This window comes from Neobacillus mesonae, assembly GCF_001636315.1.
Taxonomy (GTDB): domain Bacteria; phylum Bacillota; class Bacilli; order Bacillales; family Cytobacillaceae; genus Neobacillus; species Neobacillus mesonae.
In genome coordinates this window covers 5485490-5504396 of record NZ_KV440949.1, presented here as the reverse complement: position 1 = coordinate 5504396, position 18907 = coordinate 5485490, and the positions used below count along the sequence as shown (strand labels likewise).

Below are 18907 nucleotides of genomic sequence, written 5' to 3'. Positions count from 1 at the left end.
AGTGGAAGTCTTAAAAATTGACAGATTACCAGAAGATACAAATGCAGCAGTGCCGTTAAAAAACGTTTTTGAACAGGCAGCTGTATCCGGAAAGTTAAAGATGGGCACAGTAACCATTCCACCGGGAAAAAGAGTTCCTTTAAAAGGTGTTTCAAACCACGAAGAAAATGAATATTCCATCATTATAAAGGGCTCCATTATGACGGAAACTAACGGGCAAACCCTCCGTGTTTCAAGCGGGGAAGCTACTTTTATACCTGCCGGTCAGGAACATATTGCTTACAATGATAGTAATGAAGATTGTGAGATTATCTGGGTTTTAGTTGGATAAGGTTCACTAACAAAAAGCCTTGCTAGGCAAGGCTTTTTTTATAAAAAATGTTTACTGAAAATTCTAATTCCTGATGTTCGGTAGTGCGTTATACCATTAAAATAGTAAAGGGGTTAAAGCAGGATGGAAGATGTATCACTAAGAAAAGGTGGAAGTAAGGATGAGGCACTCTCTGCTGTACCGTTGAATGAAAGACAGCATTGGATTTCTCCAGCCATTATTTTTGGAGGTCTTGAGTTTACTATTCCAGTACTCATGGTTGGCGCATCTCTTATGGGGAGCTTTGGATTAGGAAAATTATTTTGGATTTTAGTAGTTGCTTTATTCGTTTTTCAATGGACCGGAAATGCCATTCAAGGGTATATTGGTGCAAAAACTGGACGCTCTTCATCGGTTATTGCTAGAACGAGCTTCGGCTCAGTTCAGGCTAGGTTAATTGTTGGTCTTACTATTTTTATCGTTTCAATGGGATGGTGGGCGCTTCAAACCGCAGTAACAGGAAACGCAATAGCTGCTATGTTTCATATTGACTATAAAACCCAATGGTTATCGTGGGCATTAATAACCGTTATTGCTGGTCTCCTATTTGCCTTGCCATCTATTATTGGGTATTCATCAATGAAATGGACTGATTATTTAGCAGTTCCAGCTGGTCTGCTCTTAATTGCTGGCGGTATATTTTATGCGTTAAAAAACATCGGCTTGGAAAAAATTACTTCTTGGAATCCAGAGCCACAAATGACATTTCTTGCTGCAGTCAGCTTAGTAATTGGGTTAAATGTTTCGCAATGGGTAATTGCTTCCGATTATACTCGTTATGCAAAGCCATCAGTAAAAGATAATATTTTGATTCCAATTGGTATTGTAGGCGTTGGTTTTCCTCTCTTTTATGTTGGTGCGATAATGGCGATTGGTGTAGGCGAAGCCGATATTGTTCAGGTAATGATGAATTTAGGTTTTCCTTTATGGGGCTTCCTCATTTTATGGCTGGCTACTTGGACAAGTCAATTGGTTAATAATTACAGTATGGGTCTTGCATTAGCAAATATGTTAAACGTTAACTCGAATAAAGGAAGAGCACTGCTTACTTTAGCAGGGACTCTTGTATCAATTGTCATTGCTTTAGCCGGTATACTTGATTATTTTATGGATTTTCTGTACATGACTGCACTTATTTATCCTGCAATTGGCGGAATTATGATGGCAGATTTCTTTTTTATTCGTAAACAACAATGGGTGGATCATAAAGGGTGGAATTGGATGGCTACCATTGCTATGGTAATCGGAACATTAGTAGGATACTATACTCAATACGTTCATGCATTCGGTTTACCTGCTGTTCAATCTATTATCACTTCAGCAATCGTTTATTATGTTGCGATGAAAATCAAAGCAAATGTTGCTCCGGATCACTTCACGCAAATAATCAATGAGAATAAATCAGGTCAAGCAAAAAGGGTAATTTAACTACATTTGGCAGTGGATTAATCGTAAATTTATAAATTTTGGGTCAGTCCCACGATGCATTAGTAGTGGATCGGGGGACCGGACCCTTTTTTAATTCCCAATTAACAGACTAATTTTACTATTGAAAAGATTTAGACGACATTATATAATTTAAATATGAAAATGAAATGGTATTTCATTTAATGAAACAAGAAAGGAGAAACATATTATTAATTTAAGTTGAAAAGTTATGTTGAAGGACAGTTTGTTTTTTAATAAGGGGTTAGAAATTATGAAAAATTGGGAGGAACATGGATGAATAGAATATGGAAGTGGTATCTTAGAAAATCATTTATTTTAAAAATATCAACGGGGTTTTTACTGGGAATTTGTATAGGATTAATTTTTGGGCCGTCCGCGGAAGTATTAAAACCTCTAGGTGACATCTTTCTGAAGCTTCTAAAAATGTCGGTTGTTCCTCTTATTTTATTAACAATCATAGTATCCATAAATAATTCGAATCCTAAGGAATTGGGCCGAATAGGCGGAAAGATATTTCCTTACTACATCATAACAACTGCACTTGCAGTATTTATGGGAATCGGGATTGCCAAATTAATCAGTCCGGGTGTGGGGTTGAGCATGCCGAAGAATTCAAGTATTGAAGTGCCAGAAGCTCCCTCCCTTATTGATGTTTTGTTACAAATAATACCTTCTAATATTTTTGAATCCTTTGCAAACGGAAATATTTTAAGTATTGTGTTCTTATCTATAATTGTAGGGTTTGCCATCAATTTCATGAGACATTCAAATGAAAAGCAGACAAAAGAATGGGGTAATCTATTATTAAAGTTTATGGAGGCTGGAAGTGAGGTTGTTTTCCGCATCCTTAATGGGATTTTACAATACGCACCTATTGGGGTGCTAGGAATAACGGCTACAACAATAGGGACTCAAGGACTTGATACACTAAGTGCACTAGCCAAGTATGTAGGAGCCTCGTATTTGGGAGTAGGGATCCAAATGGTAGTAGTATTCCCAATCATTCTATTACTCTTTAAAGTACCGGTAATAAAATTCTTTGTAAATACGCGGGAAGCGATTGTAACCGCTTTCGTAACGTCTAGCAGCTTAGCGACGCTTCCGGTTACGATTAAGAGTGCACTGAAAGCCGGCATTAGTGATCGGGTTGCGAACTTCACTCTTCCGGTAGGGGCTACTGTGAATATGAACGGTTCGGCCATTCATTTTGGGGTAGGGGTCGTTTTTGCTGCAGATATTATAGGGTATGATTTAAGTGTTGGTGCCATTATTGCCATTATCTTGACTGGAACCCTAGCGGCAATAGGAACTGCTGGAGTCCCGGGAGCCGGTTTAATAGGGATGTCTATTGTGTTTACTCAGGCAGGGCTCCCAATTGAAATTGTTGGGCTTACAGCAGGGGTAAACGTTATAACGGATATGGTATTTACGACTTGTAATGTCACAGGGGATATCGTTGGAGCTGCTGTCGTGGATAAAAGCGAAGAAAAACATACACTTTCATTAGTTGAGGATAAGGACATAGCGCAAACAAGCATATCGAAATAATTACAAGAAGTACTTAGAAAAAAGATCAAACTCTTCAAGGGTTAGATCTTTTTTTGTATTCGACAAGGGTGTAATTATAATTAAAAATATTGGTGGTAATTTGAATAATCCCTTCGAACGAAATTTTATTAATAAATCACCTATTTCATTTATTGAAACGATATTTCTATTTTCGTATAATTATATTAAGAAAAGATAAAAATGCGATTTATTTTCGGAATTTTCTGTCCATTACAAGTTCCCTTATTGGTATGTGAATGAAACTTCATGATCTTTTTAAACTATTAATTTAAGGTGGCGAGATATAATGAATCAAAGTGTAATCAAAGCATTAGGACTGCTTGATTTATTTTCGAAGGAACAAAAGGAATTAACTCTTAGTGCGATAGCAGAAAAATCAGGAATGACAAAACCAACAGTTTTCCGTTTGCTTACCTCGTTAGAAGTATGTGGGTTTTTAACTAAAATAAAAAATAATAATCAGGATGTTCGGTATCGTTTGGGATTAAAATTACTCGATTTAGGCAATCTTGTCGCCGAGGCACTAGAACTTCGAGCGGTTGCGCTCCCGTTGATGAAAAAATTATGTGCTGATATTGATGAAGTAGTTCACTTAGCGATTTTAGACCAAGATAAAGCAGTATATATTGAGAAGGTAGAGACTAACCAAGCAGTCCGACTTTATACCAGAATTGGAAAACGGTCTGAACTGTACGTTGGATCTGGGCCGAAGCTGCTGCTTTCCTATTTACCTCGAGCTGAAAGACAAGAACTTATCAAAAACATGACGTTTAAAAAGTTAACGGAACACACAATTGATAATGCAAGTGTGTTAGAAGAAGAAATTCGACAGATAAGAGAGCAAGGGTATGCCGTTAGTTACGGGGAGCAGGATGATGGAACAATTGGTATTTCATATCCAATATATGATTTTAAAAATGAAGTAGTAGCGGCGCTGAACGTTAGTGGTCCGGAAACAAGAATAAAGGAAAAGCTTGTTGGGTCGGTAAAGGAGAAAACGAGAGAAACCGCCCTGCGTATTTCAGAAGAGCTGGGTTATTCTAGAGTGTAAGAACTTAAAAATCAGTCCTTTGGTGAACTTTTGTTTTTCAGAGGACTGGTCTTACTGACCTTTTATGATTGAGGCTATATACCAAATTTCCCGAAATAAGACTATTCCCCATATAATACCTCACTACATCAACTGCAACTCCATTCTTTCATTTCCTTTTTATCTAGAAATCTAACACAGAATCCAGGTGGTTCCTGTAGCACAAGTATATATTTAAATTTGGGAAAATTAAAAATATATTGAAATCCGCTTTTTCGCTTGTTATACTTAACTCATAAAAGTGAAATGGTATTTCAATAATTGAAACGATTAAATTCTGTTGTGCAGGTAATTAATAAATTCACATAGGGGGTATTCCTTTGGGTTTTATCAAAATAAGGACTGACATTCCTGGTCCTAAATCTGCAGGTTTATTAAAACAGCGTGAAGACCATATTCCGCGGGGGATTTCAACAAATGTTCCAATAGAAGTAATCGAAGCAAAAGGAGCCTTGATTAGAGATGTGGATGGTAATCAATTTATAGACTTGGCATCTGGGATTGGAAGTTTGAACGTTGGACATTCCCATCCTGAAGTTGTGAAGGTTTTAAAGGACCAAGCGGACCATTTTATTCATCCTGTCTTTCCTGTAACCATGTATAAATCATATGTTCAATTAGCAGAGAAATTAAATGAGATTATACCCGGAAATTTCCCTAAAAAGACCATTTTCTTGAATAGTGGTGCAGAGGGAGTGGAAAACGCCATTAAAATTGCCCGAAGATACACGAATCGGCCTGCTATCATTTCGTTTGAAAGAGGATTTCATGGAAGGACCTTCATGACCATGTCTTTAACAGGAAAGGTTAAAAATTTCAAAAAAGGATTTGGTCCAATGGCAACAGATATATACCGATTGCCATATCCTTACTATTATCGTGACAGCCTATCCGATAAGGAGCTGCTTCAGAGCTTTCAACAATTATTCCAAACTACCGTCGATCCTCATGACATTGCTGCCATTATCATGGAGCCAGTCCAGGGAGAAGGGGGATTGGTAACTCCTTCAATTGATTTTGTGAAGGGCATAAGAAAGTGGTGCAGCCAATATGGCATTGTGTTTATTGCAGATGAAGTACAAACAGGATTTGCTCGTACTGGAAAACTATTTGCGATGGAACATTTTGATGTTGCTGCGGATATAACCGTTACTTCCAAATCCATTGCGGCTGGGCTGCCGTTAGCCGCTGTAACGGGAAAAGCTGAAATCATGGATTCACCTCTTCCGAAAGAACTGGGAACAACGTTGGGTGGTAATCCATTAGGATGTGCAGCAGCATTAAAGGTGCTCGAAATAATTGAAAAAGAGAAATTAGTGGATAGGGCAGAAGCTATTGGTGTGCAAATTAAAGATCGTCTGAAAAATATCTCGAAATATATTGGTGATGTAAGAGGTCTTGGAGCAATGATTGGGATTGAATTTGTAAAAAATCAAATATCCAAGGAACCATACCCGGAGTTGGTTAAAAAGATTATTAGAAGATGTTATGAAAACGGTGTTATTGTTTTGGCGGCCGGTTCCCATGGCAACGTTATCCGGTTATTACCACCTCTAGTGATAAGCGATGAACAATTGTCAGAAGCTTTAGATGTTTTTGTTAGCGTTTTAAAAGAGTTAGAGTTTGACGATGTCTGCATTTAAAAAACAAACAAAGTTTCTATAAACTAAAAAAGGGGATATGGACTATGACCAAGCGGATAACAGTGGCTGACGCCATCGTCAAGTATATGGAAATGGAAGAAATATCACATGTATTTTGTGTACCCGGAGAGAGTTATTTGCCTCTAATGGACAGTATCTACTCATCAAGCAATATGAAATTAATTTCCACAAGGCATGAAGGCGGAGCGGCGTTCATGGCAGAATCTTACGGAAAAGCTACAAGGAAACCCGGGGTCGCAATGGCGACAAGAGGGGTAGGTGGGTCAAACTTAGCAATTGGAATCCATACGGCATTTCAGGATTCTACACCTATGGTTGTTTTCCTAGGACAGGTTCATAGCAAATTTCGTGGCCGGGAAGGCTTTCAAGAAATCGATTTGGACCAATTCTTTGGACATATAGCCAAATGGACGGTTGAGCTTAAAGATCCCGAAAGAACACCCGAGCTGATACAGCGTGCTTTCAGAATTGCCCAGTCTGGCCGTCCTGGACCTGTTGTTGTGTCCCTTCCAGAAGATGTTTTAAAGGAAGAAATCGACGTGAGCTTTGGTCCGCCGGTAGCCATTCCAGCGCCACGCCCCATACCGGAGGATATCCAAAAATTCCAGGAACTATTGGAAAAAGCGGAACGCCCGCTCATTGTGGCTGGCGGTGGTGTCATTGCCTCTAATGGAGAGGGTTTGCTGGTTGAGTTTGCTGAAAAATTAGATATACCTGTAATAGCGTCTTTCCGCAGGCATGATGTTTTTCCAAACAACCATAGGTTGTATGCTGGTCACGCCGGATTGGGGATATTCCCATCCGTGTTAAAAACCATGAAGGAAGCTGATGTTGTTATAGCCATCGGAACCCGCCTGTCAGAAGTGACAACACAGGATTACATGTACCCGACGGCCCAGCAAAAGCTAATTCAGATTGATATTGATTACGATACGATCGGAAAGGTAAATAACCCTGAAATTGGGATTGTGGCTGATGCTGCTTCGGCGTTAAAAGAGCTGTTAACCATCAATTTGTTTGGTAAGTGGGAAGTATGGACGGCTGAACGAAGGAAAGCGTACGAACAGGATCTATATAAGGAGACGGACGAAGCTGATGAATGGATTAATATGAGAAATGTCATTCGAACTTTAAAGGAACTTCTTCCAGATGATTCCATCATTACAAATGATGCCGGCAACTTTGCGGGCTGGCTCCATAGCTTTTATTCATTCAATCTGCCAAAGACATACATCGGACCTACCTCCGGCGCTATGGGGTATGGGCTCCCGGCAGCAATCGGCGCGAAGGTTGCCCATCCCGATAAAGTTGTTGTTTCCTTGTCAGGTGACGGTGGGTTTATGATGACCGTTCAGGAGCTGGAAACAGCGGCGAGATGTGGCATACCTGTCATTGCCTTGATATTTAATAACAGTATGTACGGAACCATTCGCATGCATCAGGAGATCCACTATCCGGAAAGGGTCATTGGAACGGAGTTAAACAATGTTGATTTTGCAAAAATGGGTGAAGCGCTGGGAGTAAAGGCCATGAAGGTCAAAACAAATGACGAATTTACTAAGGCATTGGAAAACGCGCTAGCCATGAACGGACCAGTTGTAATCGAAGTCATTACCAATCCGGAGCAAATTTCATTGAATTCGACTATCAGCTCCATAAGAGAGAAGAATCGACAGCATCACTAAACCAAGGCCGTTACAGAACGCAGGTAGAAATCTAAACTAAATATATTAATACGATGATTATTGGGTCAGTCCCCCGTTGGTTTTAATACTCAAACACAGCGGGGGACTGACCCTTTTTCTTCTTACATAAATTAACTTCAAAAGAAGTAGTTTTAGATGAACAACTTGTTACACCACTATGTTTATACCATAATAGTATTACTTTGGAACCTAAGAGTCCGAATGGAACCTTTTAGTCATAAAGTGTAAAATTGAATTATTTTATAAAACTCCTTTTAACACAGTCAATATATGATTTTTCTGAAGTTTGGCATAAATCTTGCAATTAATAGTTTGTATAGTAAAAACCTAAATTGAAAGGAGCATTTTTATCGATTAACTCAGCAATGAATAACTGTTAATAATTTTTATAGTGAATCTATGTCAATTGCACACTTCTTTGAAAACGTATTCAAGTTTACACAATGAAGAGATTTTTAGGTTACTATAATATAATTTTTGAAAATTCAGGAGGATAAAAAATGTGTGATTTCCATCTTCAATTAAAACCAGGTAAATTTGAACACCTACGTCAGTTAAAGGCAAGTAAGAGTCCTTGGGGGCCGGACGATGAAATAGGGAGATTAAATCTAATTACACCGGAATCTCGTGCAAAGGTACTTGCATCTATCGACCAAACCAAAGCCTTTGATCTGACCGTCAATTATTTTATGGGGATGCCTTCATGGTCTGCGGCAGGTGATCCCCCTTACCAAATTTGGATGACTCATACGCCGACAGGAAACGTAAACGATCAACTAATGGGAGTATCAAAAGAAAGCAAAGAATTGATCAGCTATTCAGGTGACGCCATTTCGATGTACACTCACTGCGGCACTCATATTGATACCTTCAATCATTTCGGGTACAGAGGAGAAATTTGGAACGGCTTTAATGAAGCAGAACATCTTGGAAGCCGCCATTGGAACAAATGTGGTCCAGAAAAATTCCCTGTCATTATTGCGCGTGCCGTAATGCTGGATATTCCAGCCGCTAAAGGGGTAGATACGCTGCCACCGTCATATGGTATTGGAAAAGCGGACCTTCAAGAAGCGATGTTAAAGCAGGGCGTATCAGTTGGAGTAGGGGATATCGTGATGATCCGAACTGGCCAAATGACGGTATGGCCGGACCGTGACAAATATTTAACTAATTCACCAGGACTTAATATAGAGGGCGCAGAATATTTAGCGGGTCTTGGCGCGATGATTATTGGAGCCGACAATATTGCGTTAGAGCAGAACCCGTCTCCAGAGCCGGACAATTATTTCCCTGTACACACCTATCTTTTTTCAGAAGTTGGGATTCCGATTATCGAATTACTGTGGCTGGAAGAATTAGCAAAAGAAAAGATTTATGAGGTAGGATTCGTTGGGAGAGCCATGCCACTTGTGGGCGCAACAGGGGCACCTATACAACCTATCGCATTCCCAATTAACCGATGACAAAAAGGGAGCTGCATCTTAGTGAAAAAGACAGAGTGGGAAAAGATTGAAGATTGGGATTTGGATGCTATTTCGAAAGCTCTGCATTGCAGGAAAATTTCTCCGAAAGAACTAACAAATTTGATACTTACACGGATAGAAACATTCAATCCAAAATTAAATGCATATATTACGGTTCTTTATGAAGATGCCATGGCTGCAGCTTCCAAGGCAGAAGAAGAAATCATGCAAGGGATTCAAAGAGGTCCCTTGCATGGGATTCCTATTGGATTAAAAGACCTAATTTTTACAAAAGGCATTCGAACAACTATGGGTTCTAAGCTTTACAAGGATTATTTGCCTGAGGAAGATGCGTTTGTAGTGAAAAAACTAAAAGAAGCAGGCGCTATTATTGTGGGGAAATTAAATACCCATGAGTTTGCCTATGGAACAACTGGTGACACCTCTTGTTTTGGGGCTGTACGTAACCCATTCAACCCAAACAAAATGACGGGTGGATCAAGTAGTGGTTCCGGTGCTGCTGTAGCTGCCGGTCTATGTTTTGCAGCTCTTGGAACAGATACAGGTGGATCGATTCGTATTCCTGCTTCTTATTGTGGAATTGTTGGGATGAAGCCGACGTTTGGAAGAGTTAGTAAAAGAGGCGTATATCCACTGGCTCCTACTCTCGATCATGTTGGGCCGATGACGAAAACGGTAAGAGACAATGCCATGGTGTTAAATGCTCTTGCCGGATACGATTCAGGCGATCCTTATTCCGCGAAGAAAGAGTGGGAAGATTTCACCGAAAAACTTGGAACTGGTGTTCAAAGGGGAGTAATCGGCATCCCGACTTCCTATTTCTTTGATCATCTAGATTGTGAAATTCAAGCGAAAATGGAACAGGTCATCCAGGTTTATAAAGATTTAGGTGTCACGATTCGTTTCGTTGAAATCGAAAACATGGAAAAAATTTCGCAGGCCCATCGTACCGTGTTAAATAGTGAAGCCTACACTACACACAGGCATCATCTCGATCGTCATCCTGATTTATGGGAGGATGAAGTAAAAAGTCGTCTTCAAACAGGTGAGACTGTGAGGGCGTTTGAATATTTAGAAGCACAGGAAATAAAAAAACTGGCGTTTCAATCCTTTAACAAAGTATTTGAACAAGTCGATGTTCTACTGACACCGAATACGCCAATTATGCCTCTTGATTTATATAAGAGGGAAGTGATGATGAATAATGAGAATCATCATATTTTTACTGTTCTAAATAAATTTACAGGGCCGTCTAATTTAACGGGTTTACCATGTATATCGGTTCCTTCCGGTTTTTCTAATGATGGACTTCCTATAGGTTTTCAGCTGACTGGACGTGCTTTCGATGAAAGCCGTTTATATCAATTTGCGGATGCGTATGAACAAGCTACGAAAAGTAAATGAAGACTTGTTTCTAGGATCCCTGACTCGTATATGAGTTGGGGATTTTTTTACAAAGAAAATTGTTATTATGATAAGGTTACATGTAGGGGGTGCCATAATGAGCGAAGAAAAGAATTTATTGGAACAGGCCCTTAAAAGTTTAAAACTTGACATAGAGATTTTTCAGTCACCTATCAAGCCCGAATCCGTTCCTGATCCTAATTCATTCATTGTCCATTCTTCGGAATTTAGTCTGTCCGGCAGTAAGTATACAGCTAATCTTGCTATACCTAAAGAAATCCTTCAAACTTTAACGAAGGAATTACCTGAATATTACAATATGGAACTCGATTTAAACACTATACTTAATCATTGCCGGGAAGTGATTTTCGTTTCCGATGGAAGTGGCAAAGTGATGCGGGTGAGCTCCTCATGGAAAAAACTTTGGGAAGCCGAGGGTAAGGGATTTTTTGATAAAGGAGTTCTCCAAGTTGAGAAAGAGGGTGTGATATCTCCTTCAGCAACCCGGTTAGTTCTTGAAAAAAAGGAACAGGTACAAATTGTTCAACAAACCAATACGGGCAGAACATTGATGGTAACAGGTATTCCTATTAAAAATGAAGATGGGGATATTCAGCGAATCATCAGTATGTCGGAGGATATTACTGAAATTAGTTATTTGAAGCAAGAATTGAAAAGTGAAAAAGTGAAAAACGAGAAGTTGCACGCTCTTCTATTTAATCATGAAGTTTCATCACTTGTTTTTAATAGCGCGGCTATGGACAATGTTTTACATACCGTTCTTAAAATAGCGAACGTTGATTCTACCGTCTTAATTTCCGGTGAATCAGGCGTAGGAAAAGAAGTAATTGCCCATTATATTCATCAATGGAGCGATCGTGCAGACAAGCCTTTTATTAAGGTGAATTGTGGCTCTATTCCTGAAAATCTACTAGAATCTGAGCTTTTTGGCTATACAAAAGGATCCTTTACTGGTGCATTAAAGGAAGGAAAACAAGGGTTATTTGAAGCGGCAAATGAAGGAACGATTTTCCTGGATGAGATTGGAGAAATGCCTTTTTCCCTCCAGGTAAAATTACTGCGGGTATTACAAGAACAAGAGGTCACACGAATTGGGGAAACATCACCCACCAAAATTAATGTCCGTGTCATTGCCGCAACAAACCGCAGCCTTCCGGAAGAGATAAAGAAAAAGAGTTTTCGTGAAGATTTATATTATCGGCTTAATGTTGTACCTATCCATATTCCTCCATTAAGGGAGCGAAGGGAAGATTTATTGCCGCTCATTTTGCATTTTACTGATGAATTCAATCGGAAATTTTCGAAAAGAAAGGTATTTTCTCAAGAGGCGATAAAACATTTTTATTCGTACAGTTGGCCCGGTAATATTCGAGAGTTACGAAATATCATTGAACGACTAATTGTGATGGCAGATGCTGATTATTTGGAGCCCGTTCATTTGTTATCCATTATAAGGGACGAAACTGAAGATTTGGTCATGATGCAAACTGTTGAATCTGTGGGAATGAATAGGAATCTACAGCCTTCTTTGGCAAAGGATGATCAGACTTTTTCAACATTGTCCAAGTTTGCACGACATTATCGAAGATTGGGAATTACCCATGGAGAATGGGGACTGATTTGTGCTATTTTTACCTATAAATCTGTGGATTGGACCTTTCACTTTACAGAAGAAGAACTGGCTGCGCACTTAGATTGTGGAACACGTCAAATTCGAAAATGGCTGTATTCTTTAAGAAAAAAAGAAATGCTGATCTTAGAACGATCATGGAAAAAGACGGGGTATAATTTTAAGCCATTGCTAGTGAAAGCAGAAAGAGCGGTCAGGATCTAGGATTGAATTGGATATCAATAAATGTATTAGAACTTCTTCATAATTTTGGTTTCGTAAAAGGAAATGTCCGTACTAAATAGATTACTATTTACTTTTTGATTTTTATTTAAGTTTTTGAAAACACAAAGGGAGTGTTTAGAATGTCGCAAAAGAAACTAGTTTTTGATAAATTGGAAAATTCGGGAATCAAGTATAAGCAAATGGATCATCCGCCTGTTTATACAATAGAAGATATGGAAGAATTAAAGATCACCGAACATGGTGAAGTGTGTAAAAACCTATTTTTACGAGATGCAAAAGGAAAGCGTCACTTCCTTGTTGTGCTTGGTAAGGATAAACAAGCAGATATTAAGAGCATTCAAGCTCAGCTGGGATGCTCGCGGCTAAGCTTTGCTTCTGAAGAAAGACTGCAAAAATATCTACAATTACAAAAAGGAGCGGTGACTCCACTTGGAGTGATCAATGATACCGAAGCAGCAGTTGAAATCGTGTTGGACAGCAGCTTAGAAGGAAAAGAACAACTCGGATTTCACCCCAATGACAATACCGCAACCATCTGGATTTCATATGGGGATTTAATAAAGTTTATCCGGATGAATGGAAATAATATCTGCCATATTGAAATTTAAAGGGTATAGGGCAAGGGACCTTGTCCCTTTGTCCCGCTTTAAAGAGAGTGCCGCATGGATCATTTCTAAGGAAAAGGAATAAGTTCATTTGAAATCTTGCTATCCATAAAAAACACCATCCTTTCCATTAGATTGTAGAAAGAATAGTGTTTTTGTCATATTGGTGGTAATAATTTGTCCTGAGCATCTTTATTGGTACTGTTTATTTTAGATACGTACAGTTTTTTAGTATTATTACCCCGGCATAGAAAACTTCTGTAAACACTAATAAGAGGGAGTACCACATACCAAATACTTATTATCTTTAACTCAATAGTGCTTTTAAGGATTTCTTTTTCCAGAAAAATTGATGATAAGAAGATTGAGCTAAGAAATTGACGATGAATGCGATGGGATAGGCTAGCCATACACCATTTAAGCCGAGTGCTGTGAACTGTGACAAGAAGTAGGCTGCTGGAACTTGGATTAGCAGAATACTTATGATGGTAAATATTGTCGGCCATAACACAGTGCCAGTTGCTCTCATTGTTGCGGAGATTGCTTGAGTGTGGCCCAAAATAACGTAACTCCAAAATGAAATCAGTATCAGAGTTTTTGCTATATTAATTGTTTCAGTGTTGTCTAAAAAGATTCCTAATATAGGTTTTGGTAAGAAGTAAAGAACGAGAATGAGAATACCACCAAGGAGATAGTTTAGGGAAATTGCGATTTTTTTTATCTTCTTGATATTCGAAATGTTCCCAGATCCTACGGCTTGTGCAACAAATACTGAAATGGCGATTGAAATACTCATCGCTGGAATTTGAACGTAGCTTGCAATTTGATTCACGATTCCGTATGCTGCTGTTGCATTAGAACCATAATCATTGACAAAAGTGATGACTGCAATTTCTGACAACGCGATTGAAACCATACTAATACTTGTAGGAATGGCTAATTTCAGCAAGGGTTTCAGCACCGAAACTTTTAATTGAAGATGTCTCAAAATATAAAAGTCTAATTTGAGTATATGATTTCTTTTGTGTAAGAATCCTAATAGAATGACAAATGTAATGAAATTGGCTAATACTGCAGCATAAGCAGCACCATTTAATCCGAATTCCGGTAAGCCCATCCAACCGAAAATAAGTGTGGGCAGCAAAGCAATATTAAGGACAATGCTTATCAATAAAAAATAAAAAGGTGTTTTTGAATCGCCAACACCTCTCATAAAGGTTGTATAGCACATATATAAGAAAGTAATGGGTAAAGTAACAAATAATATCCGTGCATACTCCGCGCTCTTAACCAGTATATTCTCAGGTGTTCCCATCCATTTTAGGATATCCGCTGTAAAAAATCCTCCGATTAAGGCAACAGCTATGGAAATGATAATTGTAAAGACTAGCGTAACCCCAATGACTTCCTTCATTTTTTGGATATTACCACTACCGTATGTTTGCCCAACTAGAATGGAGCTTCCTGAGCCAATTCCGATGACAAAGGATACAAGGAAAAATAATAGAGGGAAGAAGGCAGAAATAGCAGCTAAAGAATCCACTCCAAGTGTTTTTCCGACAATTATAATTCCAACTACTTGACCCAATGATTGCAAAACACTCGCTAAAATGACAGGAACGAGAAAAGTAGTCATTGGTTTTAATAATACAAATGTTTCATTAAAAAATTTATTCATTACAATTAACCCCTTCGTTTCAAAAGAATTCAACACATGTCAAAGAAGTGGGGGAAGCTAAATAATAAAGACATAATGTTTAATTCATAACCGAGATTTACCATTATCCAAATTTTTTAGATAAGTTGATAAAATAACCCGAATTGAGTATCATACCATAACAGTTTGCCGTGTTTACGTTTCGGGATACGTGTTTGTAAACTCCATTCGGGATACTGTTTAATTATTTGTACTTGGTCACCTGTAGCAAAAGCAATAAATGAAATATAATTTTCTTTTGTCATTGGATGCTCGCTCGAAATAAACCATTCGTTATCAATTTCAGATATGGACAGCCTTTCATCATCCGTGGCTTTCTTTGCTACTAATGGTTCTAACTTTCTTCCGCAACAAGATAGGGTCATATTTCCAGTTGAAAGTCCAATATTATTACATGTCGGACAGACAAAATAATTTGACTTTTTCATATTTCCTCCTATAAATTCATTCGACGATAATTCACCATCTAAAATATATTCGATATTTACACCAAGGAGGGTTGATAAACTTGGTAAGAGCGTGATATCTGGACAGCCGTACCCACGCTCCCATTTTGAAATCGTTCGATCAGAAATATTCATTTGATCTGCTAATTGTTTCTGTGTCATTCCCTTTTCCTTCCGTAAATTTAAAATTAACTCCCCTATTTTACGATTATCCATCAAATCTCCTCCTACTCTAATGTCATCTTAATTCTTTAAATGTAACGAAGCAACAAACGCTCCGTAGAGTTAAACAGAGGGACCGTTAAAAGGTCTGAGCTATATAAAAGGATCAATAAAAATAGACCATTTCGTTTAAGTGAAATGGTCTGTGATTTTACTAATGTGTCCTCCTGAAGAGAACACATTAGTATTTTTCCAACGTCTTCTTACTTATAGATTTCACTTTCTATCGTCTGAATATAATCATCGAATGATTTATATGTAGTTACAAGGCTACGGTTCACAGCTTCCCATAAATATAAAGAAACAATAGATTGATAAGGTTCCCAATTTTGACCCTTTATTTCCAAAATTTTTTCATCTGTTGAATTGTATAGCCACTTTGCACCACGCTGCAGCCCAACGTCAAGAAGGGATAAGACGTTTTCTCTGCCAAGCGAAAATATTAAAAACATTTCTGCTGTCCATTTACCGATTCCTTTTACATTTGTAAGAGCGGCAATTACATTTTGATTATCAAGCTGATCCAGTGTATCAAAATCAATTTCCTTATCAAGGACTTTTTGCGATAAATCTTTCATGTATTTTATTTTTGGATAAGAAATACCAATTCCTCTTATTTCTTCATCTGGTAATGAAAGAATCTTTGAAGGCGTGAAATTACCATTTGTTAATTGGGTGAAGCGGCCAAAAATAGTGGCAGCAGCTTTTGCAGAAAGTTGTTGCCCAATTATCGAGCGTAACAGAGAAGAATAATAATCTTGTATCTTTTTTAAATCCAATTCACCGATCATACTTATAAATTTTCCTAAAATAGGGTCATTATCAGATAATATCTTATATTTGTCCAGCATATGGTCTCCTTTTTTAGTAGATTAGGTGACTTACGTTATAACAATGAACAAATTCGTCGTGATGACCTTTCTCTACTTCACCTGTTTGATCATTGTATTAAATGACACGACTTCAAATTTGAGAACATCTTAAAGAAATGTTTTCTGTTACTCCTATTAACCTTATGTTCATTAAGCTCCTCATCTCTATTCGAATTAATTAACTTACTTAGAAATTCTACAATGGATTTCAATTACCCTTCATAAATATGTAAAATACTATTAACAGTGATTCATACATACCAATTCGTATATTTATTTGGAAGTCTAATTCATATACAATAAAAAATAATCCTTTATAAAAGGAAAATTTATGTTCCTTTGGATAAGGGGATCGATAGATCATTAACATAACTTGACTAGTGTATAAATGGTTTAGTTTAATCTAATTATCCCATGCTTCCAAATTGCCTTGGCGAAAATAAGTTTCCTATAACTCTCCAAACAAAATCTAAAAAATTTTACAGGGGTGTTCCTTGATGAAGATTAATAGATTGAATCCGAAGGTTGATGAATTTATAGATAAGGCCCAAAAGTGGCAGGAAGAAATGAAAAAATTGAGAATGATCATTCTTGACTGTGGGCTAGAAGAGGAATTGAAGTGGCGTATTCCTTGTTACACGTTTCAGAAAAATAACATAGTGATCATACAGGGATTTAAAGACTACTTTGCACTTGGTTTTTTCAAAGGTGCTTTGTTAAAGGATGCTAATGGTATCCTGAGTAAACCTGGGGAGAATACGCAGGCGGGGAGGCAGATTCGATTTACTAATGTGCAAGAAATAGCTGAGATGGAACCCATTGTGAAAGCCTACATCAAGGAAGCCATTGAAGTGGAAAATGCCGGGTTGAAAGTGGAAATCAAAAAGGAGCCCGTAACCATTCCGGAAGAATTACAAAATAAGTTAGAGCAGCTTCCTGACTTTAAAACTGCTTTTGAGACATTAACGCTGGGACGACAAAGAGCATACATTCTTTATTTTTCAGCACCGAAACAATCCAAAACTCGGACGGCAAGGGTTGAAAAGTATATGCAGCGAATTCTTGATGGTAAGGGTTTAAATGATTGCACTTGTGGACTATCCCAAAAGCCACCTAACTGTGACGGCTCGCACAAGTCCATTCGATAAGAAAATAAATTATTCAAAGTTCAAGAGAGTTACGTCACTTTGCGTTCAATGAAATAAACTATCTATGTCAGATTATTGAAGTTGTACCCCCTAATCTTGCACGGATCGTAGGGGGAGACAGGTTGGAGAATGTACTGAGGGCAGTTGATTGAGTCGTTAAGGATGAAGCAAGAATTGCTCTTGACTTTAGACAGGCCTATTGTTGATCAGCCCCCCGTTGAATGTAAGCTATAATGGGGGGCTGATTCTTTTCTGCCATTCTTCGAAACTTTTCGGTGACCACTTATCGGCGAGATCATCGTTGTTTACTTTTTGTACAGAATGGTCTTACGCTCTCTGTCCTACTTAACAAAAAATGACTGTGCTTAGGCTCTATTATTCGTCCTGCCTGTAAATAATTTAATAATGAACACTACGACAGCCACTACGAGTAAAAGGTGAATAAGTCCTCCTGCAACATGGAAAACAAGCCCAAGAACCCAAAATAAAAGTAATAAACCAATTATTGTCCAAATCAACATAATCCCTTCTTTCTTTGAAAAATGTATTGTTGTATGTGTATAATACCCACATTTTATAAAGATAAACGACGAATCGATTATGTATAACCGTCTGGATTTGAAATGGAGATTTAATAAAGTTCATCCGAACAAATGGGAATATCATTCATCAAATCGAAATTTAAAACGGAAAAAGGGGGCAGTCCCCTGGGTACCAAAGATTTAAAGTACCGAGAGACTGACCCCATTTTCCTTTTTCTTGTGTTTTTTAAGCCTTAGGCATAGGTGTAGGTGTTGATGGTGTTCCAGTTCCTTTATATTTTTCGTCTATCATTTTTCGGATGTCTTCTAATGGTGTTCCTTTTTTAAACTCTGATTTAGCCTCACGGGCTATGTCAACGCAGACCCCTCAGCCAAAACCCATTGTATCAAGTGTGACCGTATTTCCATTTACGTTGTCAACAAAACAATTGGTATTGCTTGTATGACCCTCCTCCTCGTAACATCCACAATAACAAGGCATATAATTGAGTACTTCAGGATGTTCTACTGCAAACTGGTAGGCTTCTAACACTTTCGGACTATCACTATATGTAGTGACGGCGGACCAATCAACACTGCCTATTTTATACGTTAAAGCAGAAGCACTTTGCTCTTGGTTTTGACTGCTAGAATGCTCTTCCTTAAATGACTCATCTCCTGATGAAGAACAACCAGTTACTAAAGAAAAGATAAACAAAGTAGGGAATAAATACTTTTTCATCCAACCTTCCTTTCTTTCTACT

The 18907-nt window shown here is 38.1% G+C and carries 16 protein-coding genes; 11 read left to right on the top strand and 5 right to left on the bottom strand.

The genetic code is table 11. The annotated features are described in order from the left end of the window. The first annotated feature begins 1 nt into the window (after position 1). From A6749_RS25870 to A6749_RS25825, 10 genes are all read left to right on the top strand, one after another. Entirely contained in the window at positions 2 to 331 is a 330-nt protein-coding gene (locus tag A6749_RS25870; protein WP_066399508.1) for a cupin domain-containing protein, read from the top strand. Between the two features lie 123 nt (positions 332 to 454). Continuing rightward, entirely contained in the window at positions 455 to 1798 is a 1344-nt protein-coding gene (locus A6749_RS25865; protein WP_066399506.1) for a purine-cytosine permease family protein, read from the top strand. 294 nt (positions 1799 to 2092) lie between these two features. Beyond that, positions 2093 to 3367, top strand: a complete 1275-nt coding sequence (locus A6749_RS25860; protein WP_174842928.1) for a dicarboxylate/amino acid:cation symporter — start codon at positions 2093 to 2095, stop codon at positions 3365 to 3367. Between the two features lie 307 nt (positions 3368 to 3674). Next, on the top strand, positions 3675 to 4439 hold the full coding sequence (locus tag A6749_RS25855; protein ID WP_066399504.1) for an IclR family transcriptional regulator: 765 nt from the start codon (positions 3675 to 3677) through the stop codon (positions 4437 to 4439). Between the two features lie 359 nt (positions 4440 to 4798). After that, on the top strand, positions 4799 to 6121 hold the full coding sequence (gabT, locus tag A6749_RS25850) for a 4-aminobutyrate--2-oxoglutarate transaminase (RefSeq protein WP_066399502.1): 1323 nt from the start codon (positions 4799 to 4801) through the stop codon (positions 6119 to 6121). A 44-nt stretch (positions 6122 to 6165) separates the two neighbouring features. After that, a complete protein-coding gene (locus A6749_RS25845; RefSeq protein ID WP_066399500.1) occupies positions 6166 to 7827 on the top strand; it encodes a thiamine pyrophosphate-dependent enzyme in 1662 nt (553 codons plus the stop codon). Between the two features lie 521 nt (positions 7828 to 8348). Then, a complete protein-coding gene (locus A6749_RS25840) occupies positions 8349 to 9311 on the top strand; it encodes a cyclase family protein (RefSeq protein WP_066399496.1) in 963 nt (320 codons plus the stop codon). Between the two features lie 21 nt (positions 9312 to 9332). Beyond that, on the top strand, positions 9333 to 10736 hold the full coding sequence (locus A6749_RS25835) for an amidase (protein WP_236719738.1): 1404 nt from the start codon (positions 9333 to 9335) through the stop codon (positions 10734 to 10736). Positions 10737 to 10833: 97 nt separating this feature from the next. Continuing rightward, positions 10834 to 12591 carry a sigma-54 interaction domain-containing protein gene (locus tag A6749_RS25830; RefSeq protein WP_066399492.1) on the top strand — a complete coding sequence of 586 codons (1758 nt, stop codon included), beginning with the start codon at positions 10834 to 10836 and terminating at the stop codon, positions 12589 to 12591. A 140-nt stretch (positions 12592 to 12731) separates the two neighbouring features. Then, positions 12732 to 13220: a prolyl-tRNA synthetase associated domain-containing protein gene (locus tag A6749_RS25825; protein WP_066399490.1), complete on the top strand. Its 489-nt coding sequence runs from the start codon at positions 12732 to 12734 to the stop codon at positions 13218 to 13220. Between the two features lie 304 nt (positions 13221 to 13524). Here the strand turns inward: A6749_RS25825 and A6749_RS25820 are convergent, their stop codons facing one another. From A6749_RS25820 to A6749_RS25810, 3 genes are all read right to left on the bottom strand, one after another. Further along, complete coding sequence (locus A6749_RS25820; RefSeq protein WP_066399475.1) at positions 13525 to 14895, bottom strand: MATE family efflux transporter; 1371 nt, start codon at positions 14893 to 14895, stop codon at positions 13525 to 13527. A 116-nt stretch (positions 14896 to 15011) separates the two neighbouring features. Further along, positions 15012 to 15596, bottom strand: coding sequence for a helix-turn-helix domain-containing protein (locus A6749_RS25815; protein ID WP_066399472.1), 585 nt, complete (start codon positions 15594 to 15596; stop codon positions 15012 to 15014). A gap of 209 nt (positions 15597 to 15805) precedes the next feature. Beyond that, positions 15806 to 16453, bottom strand: coding sequence for a DNA-3-methyladenine glycosylase family protein (locus A6749_RS25810; protein ID WP_066399463.1), 648 nt, complete (start codon positions 16451 to 16453; stop codon positions 15806 to 15808). Positions 16454 to 16971: 518 nt separating this feature from the next. Here A6749_RS25810 and A6749_RS25805 point away from each other — a divergent pair. After that, positions 16972 to 17622, top strand: a complete 651-nt coding sequence (locus A6749_RS25805) for a DUF1801 domain-containing protein (RefSeq protein ID WP_084797988.1) — start codon at positions 16972 to 16974, stop codon at positions 17620 to 17622. A 365-nt stretch (positions 17623 to 17987) separates the two neighbouring features. Here A6749_RS25805 and A6749_RS28190 read toward each other — a convergent pair whose 3' ends face one another. Both A6749_RS28190 and A6749_RS25800 read right to left on the bottom strand, forming a co-directional pair. Continuing rightward, positions 17988 to 18140 carry a lmo0937 family membrane protein gene (locus tag A6749_RS28190; RefSeq protein ID WP_127489841.1) on the bottom strand — a complete coding sequence of 51 codons (153 nt, stop codon included), beginning with the start codon at positions 18138 to 18140 and terminating at the stop codon, positions 17988 to 17990. 250 nt (positions 18141 to 18390) lie between these two features. Then, positions 18391 to 18885, bottom strand: coding sequence for a PCYCGC motif-containing (lipo)protein (locus A6749_RS25800; protein ID WP_330220457.1), 495 nt, complete (start codon positions 18883 to 18885; stop codon positions 18391 to 18393). Positions 18886 to 18907: the final 22 nt, after the last annotated feature.